Origin of the sequence: Klebsiella sp. JN_Kp126, assembly GCF_033843325.1 — a bacterium.
GTDB classification, from domain to species: domain Bacteria; phylum Pseudomonadota; class Gammaproteobacteria; order Enterobacterales; family Enterobacteriaceae; genus Klebsiella; species Klebsiella michiganensis.
Window position 1 is genome coordinate 1 of sequence record NZ_JAWXQV010000102.1, and the last position, 20,663, is coordinate 20,663.

A 20,663-nucleotide genomic window follows, 5' to 3' on the forward strand; every position below is an offset into this window, starting at 1 on the left:
TGTCAATGCCAGCCCAGCGCGGCAGGGCGCCGTAGAAATAGACTAACCCGCCTGATGCCATCACCGTCCCATATGAGCCTTCCCATTTCATCTCGCCGTGGAAATGAGCTGGCAGACTGCTTTTATTTCTGATGAGTGGTGCGGTGATGCCAGTCGTCCAGAAATTAGCATTCATCGGCGCATTGTACGGCTGGCAACCAGCACCGATAAGAACAGGAGACCGTCCGGGGGTAACGGTTACGTGGCAATCATTACCCAGCCCACAACCATGGAATGATGTATCGCCACCACCTTTTTCATAGGCTATAGCGGTCAGGCATCCGCCCCTGAAAAGACAGAATGTCGGGGAGTTTAGTTCAGCATACGTACCGGCTGCAGTGCCATTGTTAAAAACTATGCCATAGCGGTTTGTCGTGAAGGTACAGCGATTAGCCCTCACACCATCACAGCCAATTAATTTAACCGCCGCAGTGTTTTTATTTCCACGAAATACAATTCCCTCAAATTCCTGCAGCACGACATACCCGCTTGCTCCCTTTACGGTAAACGCCGTGACATATGCAGGTTGAGCTGCATCGTCAACTTCAAGGGAGTCATTAAATCCCGCACCACCATCGCCCAGTTCTGAATAGTCAATAACTGCCTTTCCTGACAGACATCGAGGAAGCCTGGAATATTTTTTGTAGTCATCGTCGGTATATTCATAAACAACAGGCGTTCTGACGGTATAGGTTTCGCCGTTAATTAGCAGTGGTCCGACATTATCGTTATCGTGTGCGGCCTGGAATGCCGGCCCCCAGTCCCATGTGGAAGGGAATACAGTCGGACGGTCGGTAATATGTCTGGCATATTCCCAGATATTGGGAGCCTGGGCGCTCAAAGCTTCACTGACCGAACGCACAGGGTTGAGGAGTTGTTGTCGTATAAATGTTGAGAGATTACCGCCGTACAAGGGGTTATCAGACCCAAGTTTCTCCAGTATGCCACTTTCACCGAGCACAGAAATCGCATCACAAATCTGGTCAAACTTACCTTTATTGGGTGCGATCCCTGCTTTGCTAAGTATATTCAGCAATTCAGCCTGCACAGTATTGAACCAGTCCGCCCCCGGCCAGCTTATACCGCCTTGTTCCTGACTTTCCCCAAACCAGCGTGGCGAAATAGACTGAGTGTCTTTTGGTTCCGGCATCTCCGGGACGCCGCTGACGTTGTCGAGATGGTACATAACGACTCCTTACGGTTTCTCGGGCCAGACAATATCAGTTGAAGCGGTATCTACACGGCTTACTGCGAGCCTGTACTCCTCCCAGCGTGCAAGCTGAGTGGTCTCTTCATCAGTGGCCTGACCGCTGCTGATAGCGTAGCTGAGTAGTGAAATCTGTTCAGACGCGGCAGATAGCAGCTTAGCCTTCTGGCGGTCAGCCTGAGCGGTAAGGTAAGCCCGCTCGGCCTCTGCATTTTTTACCCATGCTGAGCCATCCCACTCATCAAACTGGCCCGGCATTTTGAGGGTATAACCGTCAGGAACGGGACCCACTTCAAGAATGGTGATCGTCTCGCGGGTTTCGGTATTCCAGGCAAGCTGGCCGCGCAGGTCTTTGAGGTAAATCCATTCTGTGCCGTTCCAGCGGGTGACGAACGTCGGCTTGTCTTCTGGCGGGGCAACGAACGTGCAACCCTCCGGCAGAGTGAACCACGCATCAGAAACGATGTGCTTCGTGCCGTTGCTCTCATAATAAAGCTGACCGGTCTTATCTTCGACCTGCGTCCACTGGCCATCAGTGAACAGTAATACATAACCGGCATCAGCAACCGGAGGCTCAATGGTCACAGCCCGTTCAGGCAGGGATTCACTCAGCGCGGAAATAACAAAACCGGTGCCGTGAATATTCCAGTAACGGGTCCCGCGAATATCGTTCACATATTCCCATGCACCATTTTTAAATATACCGGTCTGGCCTTTATCCGGCTCACAGGGAATATGCGTGGTATTAGCAGGCAGACCGGTTCCTGCCGGGATCGTCATAAAGACGGAACCAATATAAACACCATCGGCATCGTACTGATAAAGCCAGATGGCCTGCGGGCTTTGAGAGAATTCAAATGACATTACGCTAACCTCACAATGGCGTTAAAGGCGATATTTTTGACGGTGTTTTCGGCATTGCCTGTGCTGGCCACAATAGCCGTGTGCGCGTGAGCGCCTATATAGACGGTGTGATGGTGCGCCGGGGCGGTGCTGGTGTTGTTGCGGGTGCGATGAGAATCGTTATCTGACCCGACCACATAATCGCTGTCCCAGACATCACCCGGAGCAACCATTCCACCTTGATGAAAGTGCTCATTGTCGTCACTGGTTGTTTTGGTGCCGAGGTCGGTACTGTTAATCGTCGCATTATGGGCGTGAGCCTTTATGCCGTCGGCTTCAAAAGACAGCAGCGCACGCCCGGAGACGGGCAAAAACTTGATAGTCTGGCCGCGCATGTCCGGCAGAATGCCGGAGGGATACGCCACGGCAAGGCGCGGGTAAGCGGTTTTATCGAAGCCCTGACCGAGCATCAGCGTAAAGCCGGTCGGCGCTGTCGCCCCCGGCCACGCAAACGGAATACCCGGCGGCAGCATATAGTCCGAGGAGAAAATACGGATGGCCTGCGCAAACTGGTCCAGCTGCGTTTTATCCGGTGTGATATTGGCCAGCGCCAGCACGTTCAGCATTTCCGCCTGAATAGCGTTAAACCAGTCCGCGCCCGGATAACTCGGCGCAATACCGTCGCCGCCTTCGGTAAACCAGCGACGCTCAGTAAATAATACCGGCTTAATGGCGGGCATATCGGGAACGGAAGAGGCATTATCCAGGTGATACATAATTAAACCTCGTAAAGAAAATCATAATCGTGGCCAGCGAGTCGGTAACGACGTAAAAAACATTCCAGTATCTGCGCCTGCAGGCTGATTAACGGCGTCAGGACGTTGCTGATACTGCGAAAGCGGATCATCGGCATATCCGTGACCGTCACCTGCAGCAGGTAACGGTATTTGTGGGAATAAATCGGATACATGATGTCGCGCATGATGTGATGCGGCAGGATTTCGGTCACCTGAATGGTGAAGCCCAGCGCATCCTTCACGGCCTGTTCAATCTGCCAGGTGGCCAGCCCGCCCTTGCGGTGATACTTCTCCACCACGGCGTCACGACGGCGATCGAAGCCGTCAGGGATGGCGTTGCAGTCAGGCAGGCCGAGATAGTCCTCCCAGTCGGCCAGCAGTAAGTCGGTGGTCTCCGGGCGCATCTCGGTGACCAGCAAATCCGCGTTCGCCTCCGCCAGCTGCAGGCGGGAGCTGAAGCCCCGGAGCAGTGACGTCAGCGCCGCCGTCTGGTCGCGTGGCCACGCTTTACCACGAGGCATCAGCTGCTGCAGGACGTCCTGCCAGTCCTCTACACGATGCGCCATTTGATTGCTCCCAGCGTTAGCAGCTCATAGTTCTCGCTGGCCTGATTGGTGGTGAGGTCCAGCTCGTAATCCGTGACACCCGTCGATGAGCCGATGGCCGTTCGGATGGCGGAGAGCAGCAGCGTATCGCCCGGCGAGACCGAGCGGAACAGCGCCTGCAGGCTCAGAGTGACTGCAGAACGGATGGCCGCAGTGTCGGGAATGATGCGGATGGTCAGCGGCACCGGCTTGAGCGTCAGCGGGATGGGCCAGACCTCAATACCGCCAGGTTTGCCGACGTAAGTCCCGGTCGCCGGGTCCTGATGGCGGAACAGATACGCCTGCATTGCGTTGCGGTCAGTGACGGTCGGGATAATGTCAGAGCGCTGGTCGTAGACCCACGCAAGACCCACCGTTCCCAGCCCGTGCCAGCAGTCAAAGGCCCATGCCCGGCTGATGCCCGGCAGTTCAGTTGCCCAGATAACATAATCATGCAGTGCACCACCGGTCGGCGGATTGCGCTTGCGGTACAGCAGGCGCGTCAGCAGCTCGGCCACGGACTCGACGTCCGCGCCGCCTGAGATACCGGCATTAGCCACCACGCCGTCGCTGTTCACCCCGGCCACCGGGGAAATCAGAGTCAGGACGTCACCGGCTTTCAGGTTGCCGCTGAGACCCGTCTCGTCAGCCTGCACGGTGACGGTGATTTTGCCCGCTGACGGGTCACTGGTGGCGGTGACGTGGAAGCGGACGCCGCCCTGTGTCTGCATTTCGGTATCGAGCGCCAGCGGCTTTGTGCCTGTGAAGGTGACCGGGCCGCTGGCATAGGATGCGGCCTTACGAATAACGCCCTCATAGCGGGCGGTATCAATAATGGTTTCGTCGGCGGACTGCTCTGACGGGATAATCTGGTTTTTAATCCACGTCTGATAATCGTAGACGTCGCGTAAAGCGCCGCTGAAAGCCGTATTTAACGCGCGTTCAACACCGACAATCGGTAATTCCTGGTCGAGTTCAATCTCTAAATCCTGAATACCGGCACGAATAAGCTGGCGGAGCGTCGGGACATTAAACGTAGCCATTTTCTACCGCCTCCCAGCGTTTCTTTATTTCGACGGTTAACTCGGTTTTATCCGGGCGGGTGAGAATAATGGTCAATGCCAGCCAGTTAATACGGGGAATGGTGGCAATTACCTGCGCATTTCGCGCATAGCCGTAGCGTAATAACGGCTGCATGGCCAGACGGGCGTAATTCTCCGCGCGGAGCCTGACCTCTTCGGTCAGCTTTTCACGGTCAATCAGCCAGAGCTTTGAGCCCCATTCAAAATCACTGAAGGAATTACCGCACCAGCCACGACGGTCATCGGTGCCGTCGGGTATTTCGTCGCTGGTATCTGCCCGCGCATCAGTAAACAGGCAGATATACACCAAAGAAACAAGGCCCTCGTCAAACGAAAGGCCATTGTGTTCAATCTCTATATCTCCACCTGCAGGCAGGTGCCAGTTTATTCTGATGGTCATCTGGGCTCGGAAGTATCATTACCATCCCCGTCTTTATGAAAATGCTTAAGGAAGCTTTTACCCTTAACCGTAATATCTTCAGTAAAGTTAGTGGGGCCGGTGACATTTATCTGTTTACCGATAATGTCACAGCTCTCTTCGGCAACCACATTTACCGTCTTCCCTGTTATTTCAATCACGCCATTCTTTTTCAGGTGAATAATATGACCTTCCTGATGATAAAGAATAACGTCGCCGGATTCACCGCCACGGGGACGACTCCCTTTATCCTCCACTGCAATGGCCACCATGCCACCGCGACGGCCACCGACAGCAACGACAATCGCCTCGGAACCTGCAGGCGGGACGCTGGAAAAGCCATAGTTCTGGAAGCGCTCGACGTCGTCATTGGTCTCATCGGCCAGCGACTGCACCTGCAGGTTCTGCCGACCGAGGCTGTCCGTCACAATGCGCACCAGCGCCCGGTCCACCATCAGGCGCAGACGTCGGCCCAGTGCGGCGATAGAGCGGGAAAAGTTAACTGCGTTCAGTCCCACGTGACCCCCACAGAAGTTTTTGACTTCGCTTTTTTACCCTTACTTTTAGCTTTCTGTTCGGGCATATCCAGCGACTCAGGCGGCACCAGTGTCAGCACGGTCAGACGCCCCTGATCACCTTCCATAAAGGAAACTGTCTTAATCAGCCAGGTAACATCGAGCTGCTGGATCTCGTCGGTTATTTTTACCAGACGGTTCGTCTGCCACAGCGGGCCGCTGATGCCGTTCTCACGCCAGCCCGCCACGGTGATTTCGGTGGTATTGGCTTCGCCCATCATACGGGTCTTGTACCACTCGCCGCGAGCGCTCGCACCGCCGACCGTCAGACTGTCCTCGTTGACCAGAATCTTCGGACGATAGCGGGTGATCTCCGGGTCGCTGACCACTGTCTGGCGACCGCCGACCATTTTCACCGGCTGCTCGTCCCACGTCGCACCGCCCGCGCTGGCGGAACCTTTGACGATGTACTGGCTGGCACGCTCGCGCCAGCTGAAGCGGCCACGTGCAGCCAGAATATTGTCGCCGAGAGTGAGCGCCACTCCGGCCCGTTGGGGGGAGGCGCGGGTGATAACCAGCCGCCCGTACGCGTCTGAGGTCACCAGAACGCCGCGCTGTTTGGCCAGACGGTCTAGCAGTTCAAAGCCGGTTTCACCCTGTTCGAGGGTGATGCTGCCAAAGGCGTCGCCAGTGTCGGTCTCGTTAACCACCTCGATGCTGTAGGGCTTGCAGATGGTGGCCGCAAGCTGCTCCAGCTTCTGACCCTTCCACTGGCCGGACTTATCGACCACCGAGCTGTCCACCAGATCGCCGGTCTTATCGCGACCCATGACGCGCAGGGAGACATTCTCCGCGTCATAGCTGGGAATGAAGTCGTCAATGTAGCCGGTCATGACGCGGTCGCTGCCGATGGAAACCGTACAGGACTGGCCGGGTTTGATGGAGCGAGGGGCTGCGGATGACCATTGGGCGGTGACGGTCAGATCAAACTCGCCCGCCACGGACTCCAGCGAGCGGTTAATGGTCATGTCGGTCCAGCCGCCCCAGACCTTGCCATCAACGTTCAGGGTTAACTCTTCAGTCATTGCTGATGATCTCAATCGTCTGTGACGGTGTAATAAAGGAGGGATAACGCAGCCGGTTTCGGGTGACCAGCTCGTCCCGGCTCTCCGCGTCGCCGGTTTCACGGTAAGCCAGCAGCATCACTGGTACTGTCCGGGCCGGGGTGACACGGCGCAGCTCCGGCAGCTGGATACTGCGGATACGCACATCATTGACCACGGCGAACCGCAGTTCGCGAAGGGAGCGCCACAGCTCACGGAGGCCGCTTTCGACGGCTTCCGCTGCGGTCTCGCCGAGACGCTCCGCCAGCTGGTCGCCGGTGTTCTGTGCATCCTGGCCGGTCTCGAAGGTCGCGGTGGCCACCGCTTCAGCCTGAGCGACCAGCGTGGAGATAATGACCAGACGCCGGAAGTCTACGATGTTGGTCTCCATCGCCGCCGTGGTCTCCGGCGTCGATGCCGGTGTGACGCTGCTGGCAAAGCCGGTATCGGTGTTCACGCTGATGTTATCGACAAGGGATTTGGTTGCTGACTGCGCGGCCCGGTCACCTTCCCATTTGTCGCGCAGCTGGTCATAGACCCGCAGGGCGAACGGCGGCTCAGAGACGAGGTCTTTCATATCGCTGATGAGGCCGGTGATATCGCGGATCATTTCACCGGGGGCTGCGGCCACAATACCGGCGAGGTCCTTAAACCGGTTGAGGCGGTCCATCCACTCGCTGAGCGCATCCGGCAGAGTCGGCAGGCTTGTGACAAAGCCCTCCATGTCCTCCAGCAGAGTGTCCACCATGCTACCGACGCCATCGAGCGCTGCAAAATAATCACCGCTGGCCAGCGCTTCCTTGACCTTGTCCGCCGCGCTGAGCGTGGTGGCGCTGGTGTCTTCGGTACCTGACGGGAACAGCTGCTCGCCAGCCTCGTAGACCTCAAAGGAAACATAGGCAATACCGCCTTCCTCGGTGGAAAGACGATGCGTGACGCGGCCTACCTGAACCTTCTGGACGCCGAACCACGGATGCACCAGCTCACCGGGACCGGCGGTATTGAGCGCCGCCAGCAGGCGGTTCATCTGGTCGATATAGTCACTGCCGAGGAGGATCGCGTTAATCTGCTGCTGAGTCAGCACCGCGCCGTGGTCTTCCGTCCAGCCGACCTCTTTTTTGGGGTAGGCATGAGGGATAGCGCGGCGACCGCCAGCTCCCTCGACGTCACGGAAAAAGAAAGGTACGCCACGGAACGAGGCATCGCGAAGGTCTTCCCATTTTGCGGCCATCAGTCCTGCTCCACATTGCTGACGCCAGACTGGGCGCTCATTGTAACGCCGGGGGCATTGACCTTAACGCGGGTAACCTGAACCCGATCATCTTTAACGGAGACCTCGATACTGCCTTTCAGCTCAGGCTGCTGCAGGAACGGATAGCCGGGTTGATTCTGGGGTTGCATTGAAGCCCACGGCCGCGGGTCAGAGATTTGTGGATCATTGCCGATGGAATTAAACCAGTTCGTCAGAGAATCCCACTTACGGGACATGTACTGACGGTTGCGCTGGCTCGCAACTGCAAAATCACGGTCCTCCTGTGAGGCGTTATTGTCTGCGGCGGTCTGGCGGGTCAGATCGTCAATGCGGCCAGGAAGTTTATACTGGGTCTCCAGCTCGTCATACAGCGCTACCGCACCAACTACCGGGGCGGCAACTTTACCCACACCGCGTAAGACTTTGGCCATACGACCTGAGCCAGCACCAGCCCCGTCACCTGCACCACCAGATCCACCAGGAAGGTTACCGGCTCCCCCCATGCCACCCGCGCCCATGTTAACCACATAGACCGGCATCACACCGGAGCCAAAGACGTCGGAAACGCCTTTGGGGATGCCCTTAGATTTTCCGCCCCCGAACAAATCCCATGCACCTTTCCCTATCTGAAAGGCTTTACGGGCGGCGATAACACCACCGACCGCGATGGCAATATTCTTACCTGTTTCCAGCCAGTTCTGGACAGTCTTCTGATCTACTGAGTTAATCGCGTCTGCCAGCTCCTGCACTGGCTCAGCCAGGTTACCATTAGCGAACTTAAGCCACGTCGTGTTAAGGCTTTGTAGTGCAGATGTAAAATCCTGCGCCGCATAAGTTGCATCTTTCTGGATGGATGCACCATCAGCTACAACGGAATTGTATCGGCGTAGGTTCTCCCGACCTTTCTGACTTGAAACACCAGAAATAAGGTCGAGGCTGGTCTGAGTGAAACCAACTTCCATCAGTTCACCGAGCTGGCCTTTGCCGCTTTTTTTCCCGCCTCTGGCAGACCCTTCAGATAACATCATGAGTATTTCCGGGAGAGAATATTTCAGCTTTCCGCTCTTATCCCTGATTTTTACCCCTTTTTTCTCCAGTGCCGTTGCAATTTTAGGGTTCTGGACTTCTCGGATAAAATTCTCAACTAACGTCGCCGCCGTATCACGATTACCCGTCGCATCCATTGCTGACTCCATAACCACACCCACATCCTTGATACCCTTGACGCCACGACCACCAGCGGCTGCATAAAGAGAAAGCGAGGGGCCTGCTTTTTCAGCCAGATCCTTCAGTTCATATGCCCCTTCTTTACCCAGTCTATTCAGCACATCCATAGCAAGAGTGGAGTTTTTGTCGTCGTTGATACCGTATTTTTGGAACTGGGCAAACAAGGCACCGACAGACTCACCACTACTGCCAGTTCCGGCGATTGTTAATGCGGCTGACTTAAGGTTTTTGATACCGAACTCAATATCACCGGTCATTGCGTTGACTGTTTCCAGGAAACCAACAAGCTCTTTATCGTCAATACGGGCCTTTATAGATACGTCCTGCACGTCACTATAAATGCTGGTAATTTGCTCCTTTGTTTTATCGGCAGAAATGCCCAGGCGGGTCAGCCGACGGTCTGTATCAGCAAAGTTACGCAACATTGCACCGCTGGCAAAACCCGCAATCATGCCGGTATAGCGGTTTCCAACTGCATCAATGGCACGACCTGCTGCTTCTGACGTAGCTTTAATCACGTTCATTGCCCGCTGGTTTGTGCGGGCGAACTCGGACATGTTGGCTCCGTACTGGCGGGCTTTCGCGGTCAGGTTACCTGACAGATTGATGAGTATTTCAGTGGTGAGGCGGTTTGCCATGTTGCTTCCTCAGCTGCTCAGTCAGGCTCAGCAGCTGCCGGAGTGGCAACTGCTGCAGGTAGAACATATCGAAACGTTGGGACAAATTGACGATGAGGTTACTGAGCGCCGTCGCCAGCGGCATCAGGTCGCCCCCGGCCAGCGGTCTCCGTCACAAGGTCATCCATTTTGCTCGCGGTGCTGGACAGCAACTCAAGGTCTTCCGGGTGGAAGCTGTAAAGCTGTTTAAGCGACAGTGGACCGGGAATTTCCCCTACCGAGAGGATTTGCTTACGCAGCAGTGCCAGTCCCATCAGTACCTCAGAGCAGTACGCCACGGCCTTGCCGTTCTCCCCGATGACCACGCGCTCAGCCTCCAGCTGAGCATCAATAACATCTTTTGAGGTCAGCTCGCGAAAGGTCACTTCTTTGTAGCGGATCTCATCGTCAGTGCCTTTACCGGCGATGTAACCGTGCTTTAAGGTAATTTTCATCTCAGCCATGACTTACACCTTCACCAGTTTTTCGCCAAGGAAGTTGGCGCTGATGGTGCCCGCGTCTTCATCCAGCGTGGCCGGTTCAGCGGTCGCCGCGCCGGTCATCATGTAGGTCAGACCGTTATCGCCTTCAAACATGACGGTAACCCCCTCCCAGCCACTGATTTCAACCACATCGACATCCTCTGCAGCAGCGATGGTCATCTGGATCGAGGGACCCGCCATCTTTCCTGCCAGCCCCCAGACCTTGCCGCCGCCCATATGCTGGGTACGTGTTTTGCCCCCCGGATTGAGGGTGGACTTACCTGTGGTTTTGATTTCGCGGCCATTAATACGGATGGCCGCCTGACCCAGAATGCTCATAAAGGCTCCTTAAAGTTTGAACTGGATAAGACCGGCCAGCACACGCAGCTGGTTGACCAGGTTCGGGTGGCAGATGAAGTTCAGGCGGTTTTTATCGTCGCCGTCAAGGTTCACATCCAGCGTGTCTTTGTAGTCGTCGAAGTCCTCAACCAGACCCGCAGGGATCAGCTCGGTCAGCGCGATATCCAGCAGCTCGGCGCGGGCAATTTTCGGCGTCATCACCGGCTGACCCGGATCAAGCTGGTCGAGCACATCATCCCCGGCCAGCTTGTGACGCGGGTAGCGGTTGGTGAAGCGGTTTTTGATGACGTAGCGGATACGCCCCAGCGTCGCCGGTGACTGCACGTCAAGGTACGAGGTATCGGTATCACCGTACTGGTTGACGCGGTACATCGTGATTTCACGCTCGATGCAGACGTTGTCGCTGGCGTCAACGTAATGGGTGGCGATGCCGTCATGCAGCAGCAGATTGCGCTCCTGCATATCCCAGCGCACTGTCTTGACCGACGGCAGGATGCCCGGCAGCACCAGTGTCTGCAGCGGACGGGCCGGGTCGTTGGCCAGATAGTAGGATGCGATGCCGCCATAGGATGCTGCCCACAGCCAGTGCGGTTGCGGTGAGATGTTCGTCCCGATGCAGGAAATCAGCCAGTCGTTGCGTGTTTCACCAAAGGTGCCGCTTTCAGCATGGGTGCCCCGGAAGGCCGTCCAGAGTTGCGCCTCAATCATTTTGAGCGGGCCCCAGCGTTCGAGCAGCTCATCCCGGATGGTGTTCAGGCTGAGAGTGTCGTTGTACGGAAACACAATATCGGTGTACCAGTCATCGCCCAGCGCTGCAACGACGGGCGCAATATCCGGGGTGCCGGTGCCGCCGGTGAACGCAGTCACAGCCACCGCAACGCCTGCCGGTGTCTGCTCGCCTGTGTAGTAGTTGAGACGGACGTCCATCGCATTGCCAGTCGCGCCTTTCCAGTTGGTGGTCAGGGTGACTGACGTTGTTGATGCGGCTTTCAGCGCGGCGATAACTTGTGTGTCCGGGAGTTTATTGACGGCAGTGATGATAGCGGCAGCGATGGTGTCCGCCGTCGCATCGGCGCTGACGCCGACCTGCACGGAAATACCATTGACCAGCAACGCCAGCGTACCGGCAGCAGTGGCCGGGCCGGTGATGGCCAGCTCTGCTTTTGCGGCAGTACCCGCGGCGATATCAGCCAGGCCCATCGCCCACACTTCGGTATAGCTGTTGGCCTTGCGCAGGGTTTTGAGCATCCCGGCCAGCATGGAGCCTTTGCCGTAGAGCTGGTCAGCGGTGCCGTCGCTGGTGATACGGTTTTGCGTCAGAACGGCAGCGGTGCCGGTCGCACTCTGCTGGCCGATGACGATAATTTTGCGCGACTGCGCCGGGGCGCTGTCGAGCGCCTGAGAATTATCAATATCGATGTACACAAGCGGAACGCGGATATCAGCAGGAATATTACCCAGTGACGACATATCACTTCTCCTTTGCGGTTCGGGTCTGGCGGACTTCCGCCATTTCGGTAACGGCTTCCGCCGGTTCAGTGACGGACTCCGCCTCAATACCGGTGATAACAACATCACCTTCGGCTTCGCGACGGTACCAGTACGCGCTCACGGGGAGCGTTTCTCCCTCGGGACTGAGGCGCTGGCCATCAGCTTTACGCACATGCAGTCCCGCGCGGGCGGGCTTAATATGTTTCTTCATCGTTACGGCTCTCTTACGTTAATGACGCCTTTAATGGGGTCGGTGTCGTCGCTGACCTGCAGCGTGACCCCCAGTCGCAGGAAGTCCGGGAGGGTAGCAAGGTCGATCTCATCATCCAGGCGGAACTCCTGCTCCCAGGTCACCGCCCACATGGTCAGCCCCAGATCGTTAAGCCCGCCGGAATAGATATTGTCGGCGCTGACGGAGGTGGCCAGACGCTCGGCCTTCATACCGTTAGCGGCTCCGCGCTGGACAATACGGCGTACCAGCTTTCCGACCAGTACTTCGCAGCGGGTATCGCGCGTATAGCCCCATGCATCGGTGGCCATGACGTATGCCGCCCAGGTGATATCGCCGACAGTACCGCCAGCCTGAGAGCGGACATTGCGCACGCGGAGTGCGGCCAGACGGATGCAACCATCACGATCCGTCAGGTAGGTTTTGACCTCTGCCGGGGTGCTGAACTGGCCGATGTGGCGCTCAATAACACTGACGCGGTCAGGCTTGTTTTGCTGAGGTTCGTTCAGCAGCTCCGGCTTCAGCCACGCCACAATGTTCTCAGCAGCGGAGACCGTAGAGCCGGTTGTCAGCAGGGACGGACGTTCGTTAGTCACGGTAATACCTCTTTCCAGAAGTCGCCGATGACATGCATCAGCTCATCACTGTTTGAACCGGACAGCCCGAGGTACTCGCGCTGCGTAATATTCATCTGGCGTGTATGGGAGCCCACTGTCTGCCAGACTGGATGTTTTAGCGCCCGGCCAAACGCCTGATGGATGAGACGCTTATGGGCGCTGACCGGGACGCTACCTGCAAAGCCGTCCTGGTGAACGCCACTGTAGCTGAGCGGCGAACCCACACGAACGCGGCCACGTTCTACGATGTACTGGATGCTGTCGAGCAGATCGCCCTTGCCCTGCAGCAGGCTCTGATTCCCGCTGCGGGTCTTGCGGTAACCCTCGGACCACTCCTCCCAGCGCTCGCCAGCCGGTGAGGTTTTCTCGTCACTGATGCGGCGGCGGGTCTGCGATTCCACGACAGCACCGATACTCTCCAGCAGCTCCTGCTGCAGCGAACTGTCGGAAAGTTTCTCGATGGCCATGCGCATCTGCTGCAGCTTCTCAGCGCCGATAACCTCAACCGAAATCCCCATCACAGCACCCCTTTGAGGTTGTTGCGGGTGAACAGACGTTTGTTATCGCTGACAACAATCATCCTGCCGTTATCGGTCTCAGGGGCCGGAGTGTCGGTCGGCAGGCCGAGGTCGCGCGTGCCGTTCGCCATCTCCTTCAGGGTCTGGATGGCGCTGTCGTAGCGCTTCTGAATCAGATCGGTGATCTGATTGTCACGCTCGGACAGCCAGTAAATGGCGATGGATACGGCTACCCGATGCAGCGGGCGCGGAACGGTGGTGATGTTCAGCGGCAGCTGATAGCGCTTCGACAGAAACGAGTTGATCTCCGCGTCGGCATCCTCGATGGCCGTGGCTATCTTCGTCTCGTCGAGCTGGTTCGTTGCCTTGTCGATGGCCATAGTCCAGACCAGCGACCCGTCCGCAGCCAGCAGATCATCACGGGTAACGTAAATTCCCATCAGTCTTTCTCCGCCACCTGCAGAACCGGCACTACCGCCACCACCAGATTAGGCTCAGCCTTCAGTCGCTCGGCGGTTTCGTGACTGATGAAGCACTCAACCACCACATCACCCTCCAGCGCGTTCGCCTCGTTATCGCCATCGGGATCGTCGCTGACAAACACATGCACCGGCTCGCGCGGCCAGAAGCGACCGCAGCGCCAGAATCCGCGCTCATGTCTGGCGCGAACCTCCAGCACCACCACATCATCGGTTGCAGGGGACGCGGTGATAAGGTTCTCACTTCCGCCACCGACGGCCAGACCTTCGGGGGTCAGGTTTGTCTGTAATTCACGCTGTACGGAATTAAGGTGCTCCGCTGAAATGTGAATCGCAGGGGCAGAAATGCTGACGTTGTCCCCGGTCAGGGTAATGACGTCATCAGATGACGGAGGCGCACCAGCATCGCCAGGCTTCAGGCTGACGGGGGACGCACCCACCGCAATGTAATGCCCTGGCAATGTGACTGACCGTTCAGCTCCCTGCAGGTCAGATGCATCAGCCTGTGCCACTTCCGACGCTGAAACCTTGCCAGCGCGACCTTTAGCGTTTTGCTTACCCGTTGTTTTTTCTTTCGTTCCACTCACTGTTCCATCCTCTTTAAAGGTGGGTTACAGCGGGTTTAACGCCCGCTGTAACGGTTTTAAAACGCAGACTGGCGATTACGCTGGGGTGGTAATGAACGGGCTATTGACGATTTCCACATCTTTGTAATAGATGTTGGAGTTACCGCCATCGACCAGCATCGCGTCGATAAGCTTCTTCGCGGCGGCGCGGTTTTTCCTTCCAACAACCAGCGTGGTCGGGGTGATTCCCAGCGGTTCGCCAGAATCGCGCTTCATTCCCTGAAGAACTTCTACAGCCTTCTCATAATTGGCCACTGTCAGCGGCGATCTGGACCCACAGGCGGTCTGCCAGAAGCCAAAACCGACGTTGCTTCGACCATCGACGCCAAACAGGAACTCGTTATTTTTAAAAGTGTGCTCGCTATCAAGATCGTCCAGGGCATGGAAGTCGAACGGTCGGCGCTTTTGATACAGGATCGGTTTAAGTACCTGTGACTCATCAATCAGGAACCACGGTTCGCCCGTCTCGGTACCATCACCCACGATGTTGCTGTAGGTACCACCCGCCATCGGGTGGTCGGTATCAAAGAAGTTCTGACCGTCAAAGCACAGCGAGGTGAACCCAGCAACCAGCAACGGGAAGCTCAGTTTGTCCGGGAACTCGGAGACCTGTCGCCCGAATGCTTTCGCAGTAATGCTGTACTGGCCCAGCTGATCATCTTCAATATTTTCCCGCTTAACGCGGATGGAGTTTTCCCACGTCTTGTTCGGGATGGTGTAACCCTGCTGGGAAAGCAGCGCTAACTGACGTTCGCCAATCCACTCTTTAATTTCTGGCAGATCTGACAGCCAGCCATACGTGTTGGAGGCGGCGCTGCTCGGGACTTCAGTTGCAATGCGCAGGTACTGCGGTTTGATGCCCGCGAGCCCTTGGGTAAATGCAGCGCTCAGCGATGTGGAGAGCGCATGCAGGATTTCTGCTGACGGTGCTGGCATTGTTATTGCTCCTGTTTCGGTTTAGCGGCGAGAAACTCTTCCTGGGTGAGGCCCATGCTGCGGCACATCGCCAGCTCAGTTTCGGTCAGCGTGGTCTGCTGCCCGTTGTTCTCTTTGCCTTTGGACGGGTCCTGATTAACCAGTGGCTGCGCAGTTTTCACGAACTCGGCAAACTGCTGACGGCCTTCTTCGCTGCGGCAAAGGGCCAGATACATATCGCGGTTAGCGGGCGCGACTTTCCCGGCGGTCACGGCATCGTCAACAAGCGCGGTAGCCGTCTTCTCATCCAGTGTCTTCAGACGTTCTTCCGCTGTCTGAGCGCGGTTGAGCGCAAGCTGGTAGGTCTCCTGCGGGATGAACTTCGACAGGTCCGGGTTTTGAGCACGGTTCAGCGCGGTCTGCTCGCTGTTCTTGATGGTCTGGATCGCTGACACGGCATCGTCAACAGACGCTGTCGCAGCAAGACCCAGCGCCGTGGCAATCTGCACAGGTACAGTCATGGTGTTCTCCGAGTTAAGAGCGGGTAAATACAGGTTGGGTTTGTTGGTCAGGCCAGCGCTGGAAAGATGCGAGACCTGACCGGTAGGGAAATGACGGAAAGCCGGGCTGTAATAGCGGTACTTCTTACCGCGAACGAGCGCCTCGCCGTCAGGCGTCCACTCGATATGACCGTCAATGCTGCCGTCGGCGTTGACGCGCATGGCATCAATCCATGCATAAGCCGGAGCTTCTTCACCTTTAGGCCCAAGCAGCTCGGTGGAATGTTCGGCATCAAACGGCAACGTCGGGTAACGAAAGGACGTGGCAATGATGGCCTGCGGATTGTCGTTTACCCACGTACGGCCATCCCGGCCAGTGAATGTGCCCGCAGGGATCATCGGCAACCATTCCGGCAGCGGCGTGCTGGCATCCGACAGGTCGGGAAGCTCGAAGCAAAGGGCCAGAAATTCGAGTTGTGTTGCAGGCTTTGGCATGGTGCTGTCCGTCGTTAAAGGTAACTGACGGACAGTGTCGGAGAAAAACAAGAGGAAACCGGATTTACCGGCTTCCATGCTTATAAATAGGGTGTTAGGGAAATGCAGCGGGGAACCACGTTCAAACCCCGTTCAAAAACGCCGTGGCGCGTTTAAGAAATTTTCAGAGAATCATCGTACCACAAATGCCGATAAAGTCCCTGAGCGTGTTTTAGGTGGATTAGCGCCTTAGTTAGTTATCACTGTCGAAGGCGCTTTGCTTAGCAGCCAACTGGCGCTCCAGTTCGGTCTGACGGCGCGTACCCGGATTGTAGTCCCAGCCCGGATCAATCCCCTCCGGCACCATCTCTTCTTCACCGGTACGCTTGTTAACCCACTTCACACGTTTGACTGGCGGGGCTTCGGTGCGGACCGGTACGGTCTGGCGGATAACGTGGCCGGTTGGCTGGCCGCTGTCGTCGAGCTGCTGCACGTTGCGCGAGACGCCATTTTTCTGCAGCTGATCGTACTCGTATTTACTGACCTGGCGAACCCCGCATTTACACCCCCAGCCATTGGGGCAGAAATGAGTCAGCCAGAACGGGTCGTCAACGGGTAGACAAAGGTCAGCCCATTTCAGGTGCTCGGCGCGGTGCTCGCGGGACGGGCCCAGCGTATAGAGCAGATAGGGCATTGCGCGTTTAGTGCGCTGGATGCGGTCCCACTGACCGGCACTGCGGGCGGTGCGCATGTTGGTATCGTAGATAGTTCGCAGACGACGATCGCTGCCAAGCTGCACCGGCGTTGTCTCACCTGTCAGCGGGTCATCCATCAACTGCTGGCCCCACCATCCCCGTTTCACCAGCAGGGGCTTCAGCACCTCCCGGAACTCGGCGAACGACTGGCCGCTGGCCATTGCCTCAACGACCAGCGTTTTGACGTCAGAGAGCAGGTCGAGCTGCGTCATCTTCGCCACGGTGAAACCGATGCTGTGCTCCTGCTTCCACACATCACGGTAATCGAAGCCCGGCGTCAGCTTTTTCGACTTCAGCCAGGCCAGCGCCTCTTTGGGGATAATATCGGGAGCCTTAGCCATCGTTCGCATCCCCCAGCGTCCGCGCCTTAAAGCTCAGCATCGCCAGCTGCTCGACGAACGCGGCAGGCTCCAGCGTCTTCTGCAGGTCCGGCAGACGCGCCAGAAACTCCTCAAAGCTCCCCGCATCTTTCGCCAGCTGCAGTACCGGACTGGTGAAGGCGTCTCCGGTCTGCTCCCAGTCTTTCATTGCCTCGCTGGTCATCGCGTCAATCTCATCGTCCTGTGAACGGTTAAGCGCAAGCTGTTCACGGTTGAGTGCCGGTGCCGGGCTGAAGGCGGAAAAGCTGTTAGAGGGTGAGAGTACCGCCGCGCCGTTCTCCGGCTCAGCCAGACCAAACTTGTCCCGCACCTCGGACTCCTGCACCCGCAGACCACGATCAACCAGGGGGATCAGCGCATCGACAAACGCTTTGAGGTCCTCCGGCTCGCTGATGGCCAGCTTCACTCGCGGGTATTTTTCCTGCGGCCCGTAGTTGAACTGGATAAACGGGCGTACCAGGAACTCATTGAGGGTGTTTTCCAGCTGACGGGCATCCCAGCGGGCAATATCCATGCGCACCCGGTCATGCACGTCGGCCTGAGACCGCGAACTGCCGTCATCGGTGGTCATGGTCTGCCCCAGTACGGCCTTACTCGTCTGGGCGTCGCACCACTCAGCCATTTCTTTAAAGAGAGCACCACCGCCGTTACGGCTGGCCGTCTCCTGCATATCAAGCTGCATGCTCTGCGGGATGGCGCACCCGGCATCAGAGGCGATGGAGGCGATAGCATCGATGAGGGTCTTAATCTGCTCAGGGCTGGCGTTATTCCCGTATTTTCCGACGACGATGGGAATACCAAATTTCTCAGCAAAAGCCCACCAGTCACGCACGGTAAACGACTTGAGCATGTACATCACAGCCACAAGACGGGCCAGACCGTTACGCAGCGGTAGTCCAGACTTGAGTCGCGGGTAATGCATCACATATTTGCCTGGCGTCAGGGGAATACCGTCTACCGGTTGTTCGTCGGTCAGCAGGCGAAACTCACGCAGTGTGTCGCTGTCGGGTTTCAGAAAACGCGGGTCAACCCACTCATAATCCCGAGGTATCCAGCCATCGCGGGTACTCCACAGAATTTCACAAACCCCGACCCCTTTACCGAGGCCATCGAGCAGATCGAACAGCAGCTCAGGGATTTGCGGTTGCTCGACAAGATCGCGAACAGCATCAGCCAGCAGTACGTCATGCTCATCGTCGCTTGCCGCTTCCACTGCCGGGGGAATACTGGCCACGGTCAGCTTACGGGTACGTAATACGCTGGCGTAGTGCAGGTCCCGCTCCTCCATCTCTTCAGCGAGGATGAAGTAGTCCCGTGCGTTTCCCTCGGTCACATTGCGCAGGACCCCGGCTAATCTCGCCGGGGATAGTGTACTCGCTACGCTGATACCCGCAGAGGGGGGCCTGACGCTGGCGCGTCTGGCCCGCGCTTCGGCCTGGGTCATGTCGGTTTCATTAACGGCGACGGTTTCATCGGTTGCCGGGTTAAGCAGGCGTCGGATTGCGCCGGTGAGTTTCTTCAGCATCAGAGCAGTCCTCGCTGATTTTTAAGGCCACGGGTAATGCGCAACTGGCGATGACTGTCGCTGTTGCGCTGCTGTTGGGGAGTGTTAAGTCGGTGCAGTTCGTAGCGCTGGCAGTCTTCTTTGCTGGCGAGAAAGGCGAGGAAGATCGCATACGCGCTGTCGCCGTGACGCTTGTGGCCATCGCTGCCGGTATTCTCCCGGTCATCAATACCCGGCACCCCGCGCTGAACGACAATCTGTCCGAGGTCGCTGATAACATCCTCGTGCTTCGGGAGGAGCAGCTCATCGTCTTCGAACGCCGCTTTGAAGCGCGGCATGTTCTCGCGGTAGTGGGCGACGGACGGCATGACCACCTCCACCTCTGCACCGTACTTCTCCGCCGCCTGCTCAGCCAGATAGTTACCGTTCCCCCGGCCATCGAGCTTGATACCGTCGCGGCGCGGTAGCCGGTCGCAGATAAAGAACAGTGCCTGCTCCTGCTGCTTGTAAGGAACGTTGGCCAGCTCGACAAGGAACGGCACGGTACGGGTGGTATCGTCGTTGACGGTCATCGGCGCAAAGACGGTCAGGTGGCCAGACCGTGCAAAGTCCTCGCCGAGGCAGTGGCGAAGTTTTTGCGGCAGCGTGTTCAACACGGGCAGCACCACCTTATCCAGCCATTCCTGCATATCCAGCGCACGTATGATTTCCGGCATGGCATTGAACGCAGCCGTGCCGGTGAAGCGCAGAACGGGACCGGTGCCCCTCGCTGCTCGCTCACGGATGGAGCGGGCAAGATAGGTGCCGCCGCCGTTCTTCGGCTCGCAGTAGTATTCCTCGCGGGCGTCTTCTTCGGTGGCTGTATCGCTCAACAGGTTCGTCAGCCACTCCGCCTCGGCATCGGATGACCACTCCTGGTGGGTGACCTGACAGATACGCTTATAGAGGCCCTCTCGGATAGCTGTTTCAATATCAATACGATGAACGGAATATCGACGCTTACCCGCCCGACACTCTGTAATCAGGGTATTAAACAGGTGCTCAATACCATTATGGGTGGAGATGATTCGGACTTTCGCACCCCACATGGTGAGCGCCAGTGCCGCTTTAAGCAATGCGGCGAGGTCACCCTGGAAAGCTGCTTCATCAATCACGACATTGCCTTGCATACCACGCAGGTTGGAAGGATTTGACGAGAGCGCCTTAATTTTAAAGCCACTGGCAAAGTTGATGACGTAAACAAGAATGTCCTTGTCTTCATCCGCCAGGACTTCCTCGCCGACATCATCCGCTGCAAGGTTGTAGGCTTTAGCCCACATGGCGCAGGCGTCGATAAACTCACGTGCCATGTCTTTGGTGGTGCCGACATAGAAGGTGTCGCAGCCGCCAGCGGCGCGTGACATAGAACCATTTAATGCCGCATCAGCAGCTTCTGCCCAGGTTAAACCTGTACGACGTGACTTTTCTCCGATCTTGATTTGCGCCTGATCTGCAATCCAGCGGCGCTGATAAGGCAGGAGTACCTGCTCCTCATCAAACTCACCAGCAAGAATGGCAGCAGCAGAGGCACTGGTGATGGCATCGTTGGTCATTGCATTCACAGGGAGCAT

The 20,663-nt window shown here is 57.0% G+C and carries 22 protein-coding genes and 1 pseudogene; all 23 read right to left on the minus strand.

Features of this window, described 5'->3' with window-relative positions:
- A pseudogene (locus SIK97_RS28745) lies at positions 1–1,225 on the minus strand (hypothetical protein); the annotation flags it as partial.
- 9 nt (positions 1,226–1,234) lie between these two features.
- Positions 1,235–2,110 (minus strand): tail fiber assembly protein, encoded by an 876-nt coding sequence (locus tag SIK97_RS28750; RefSeq protein ID WP_319610980.1) that lies wholly within the window; start codon positions 2,108–2,110, stop codon positions 1,235–1,237.
- A complete protein-coding gene (locus SIK97_RS28755) occupies positions 2,110–2,865 on the minus strand; it encodes a phage tail protein (RefSeq protein WP_319610981.1) in 756 nt (251 codons plus the stop codon). The genes SIK97_RS28750 and SIK97_RS28755 overlap by 1 nt, the downstream gene beginning before the upstream one ends.
- 2 nt (positions 2,866–2,867) lie before the next feature.
- Positions 2,868–3,452, minus strand: a complete 585-nt coding sequence (locus SIK97_RS28760) for a YmfQ family protein (RefSeq protein WP_049086209.1) — start codon at positions 3,450–3,452, stop codon at positions 2,868–2,870.
- A complete protein-coding gene (locus tag SIK97_RS28765) occupies positions 3,437–4,513 on the minus strand; it encodes a baseplate J/gp47 family protein (protein ID WP_319610982.1) in 1,077 nt (358 codons plus the stop codon). Before SIK97_RS28765 ends, SIK97_RS28760 begins: the two co-directional genes overlap by 16 nt.
- Positions 4,500–4,952: a phage GP46 family protein gene (locus tag SIK97_RS28770; protein ID WP_049138372.1), complete on the minus strand. Its 453-nt coding sequence runs from the start codon at positions 4,950–4,952 to the stop codon at positions 4,500–4,502. Before SIK97_RS28770 ends, SIK97_RS28765 begins: the two co-directional genes overlap by 14 nt.
- Entirely contained in the window at positions 4,949–5,488 is a 540-nt protein-coding gene (locus tag SIK97_RS28775) for a phage baseplate assembly protein V (RefSeq protein WP_049138374.1), read from the minus strand. The genes SIK97_RS28770 and SIK97_RS28775 overlap by 4 nt, the downstream gene beginning before the upstream one ends.
- Positions 5,479–6,570: a phage baseplate assembly protein gene (locus SIK97_RS28780; RefSeq protein ID WP_049138377.1), complete on the minus strand. Its 1,092-nt coding sequence runs from the start codon at positions 6,568–6,570 to the stop codon at positions 5,479–5,481. The genes SIK97_RS28775 and SIK97_RS28780 overlap by 10 nt, the downstream gene beginning before the upstream one ends.
- Positions 6,563–7,819 (minus strand): DNA circularization protein, encoded by a 1,257-nt coding sequence (locus SIK97_RS28785; protein WP_049138380.1) that lies wholly within the window; start codon positions 7,817–7,819, stop codon positions 6,563–6,565. The genes SIK97_RS28780 and SIK97_RS28785 overlap by 8 nt, the downstream gene beginning before the upstream one ends.
- Positions 7,819–9,705 (minus strand): phage tail tape measure protein, encoded by a 1,887-nt coding sequence (locus SIK97_RS28790; protein ID WP_049138383.1) that lies wholly within the window; start codon positions 9,703–9,705, stop codon positions 7,819–7,821. Before SIK97_RS28790 ends, SIK97_RS28785 begins: the two co-directional genes overlap by 1 nt.
- A 98-nt stretch (positions 9,706–9,803) precedes the next feature.
- Entirely contained in the window at positions 9,804–10,187 is a 384-nt protein-coding gene (locus SIK97_RS28795) for a phage tail assembly protein (RefSeq protein WP_049138386.1), read from the minus strand.
- A 3-nt stretch (positions 10,188–10,190) separates the two neighbouring features.
- Entirely contained in the window at positions 10,191–10,544 is a 354-nt protein-coding gene (locus SIK97_RS28800; protein ID WP_049138388.1) for a phage tail tube protein, read from the minus strand.
- Positions 10,545–10,553: 9 nt separating this feature from the next.
- Entirely contained in the window at positions 10,554–12,035 is a 1,482-nt protein-coding gene (locus SIK97_RS28805; RefSeq protein WP_319610983.1) for a phage tail sheath subtilisin-like domain-containing protein, read from the minus strand.
- A 1-nt stretch (position 12,036) separates the two neighbouring features.
- Positions 12,037–12,267, minus strand: a complete 231-nt coding sequence (locus SIK97_RS28810) for a DUF2635 domain-containing protein (RefSeq protein ID WP_049138393.1) — start codon at positions 12,265–12,267, stop codon at positions 12,037–12,039.
- A 2-nt stretch (positions 12,268–12,269) separates the two neighbouring features.
- Positions 12,270–12,881, minus strand: coding sequence for a hypothetical protein (locus tag SIK97_RS28815; protein WP_319610984.1), 612 nt, complete (start codon positions 12,879–12,881; stop codon positions 12,270–12,272).
- The gene (locus SIK97_RS28820) at positions 12,878–13,420 is read right to left on the minus strand and encodes a phage virion morphogenesis protein (RefSeq protein ID WP_319610996.1); all 543 of its coding nucleotides are present in this window, start codon (positions 13,418–13,420) and stop codon (positions 12,878–12,880) included. Before SIK97_RS28820 ends, SIK97_RS28815 begins: the two co-directional genes overlap by 4 nt.
- Complete coding sequence (locus SIK97_RS28825; RefSeq protein ID WP_016807456.1) at positions 13,420–13,860, minus strand: gp436 family protein; 441 nt, start codon at positions 13,858–13,860, stop codon at positions 13,420–13,422. The genes SIK97_RS28820 and SIK97_RS28825 overlap by 1 nt, the downstream gene beginning before the upstream one ends.
- Complete coding sequence (locus SIK97_RS28830; RefSeq protein WP_227508092.1) at positions 13,860–14,486, minus strand: hypothetical protein; 627 nt, start codon at positions 14,484–14,486, stop codon at positions 13,860–13,862. The genes SIK97_RS28825 and SIK97_RS28830 overlap by 1 nt, the downstream gene beginning before the upstream one ends.
- Before the next feature lie 75 nt (positions 14,487–14,561).
- A complete protein-coding gene (locus SIK97_RS28835) occupies positions 14,562–15,461 on the minus strand; it encodes a Mu-like prophage major head subunit gpT family protein (protein WP_104897177.1) in 900 nt (299 codons plus the stop codon).
- 2 nt (positions 15,462–15,463) lie between these two features.
- The gene (locus SIK97_RS28840; protein WP_181147499.1) at positions 15,464–16,435 is read right to left on the minus strand and encodes a phage protease; all 972 of its coding nucleotides are present in this window, start codon (positions 16,433–16,435) and stop codon (positions 15,464–15,466) included.
- A gap of 232 nt (positions 16,436–16,667) precedes the next feature.
- Entirely contained in the window at positions 16,668–17,510 is an 843-nt protein-coding gene (locus SIK97_RS28845) for a phage minor head protein (protein ID WP_049138408.1), read from the minus strand.
- Complete coding sequence (locus SIK97_RS28850; RefSeq protein ID WP_049138410.1) at positions 17,503–19,074, minus strand: DUF935 domain-containing protein; 1,572 nt, start codon at positions 19,072–19,074, stop codon at positions 17,503–17,505. The genes SIK97_RS28845 and SIK97_RS28850 overlap by 8 nt, the downstream gene beginning before the upstream one ends.
- Entirely contained in the window at positions 19,074–20,645 is a 1,572-nt protein-coding gene (locus SIK97_RS28855) for a terminase large subunit domain-containing protein (protein WP_407028916.1), read from the minus strand. Before SIK97_RS28855 ends, SIK97_RS28850 begins: the two co-directional genes overlap by 1 nt.
- Positions 20,646–20,663: the final 18 nt, after the last annotated feature.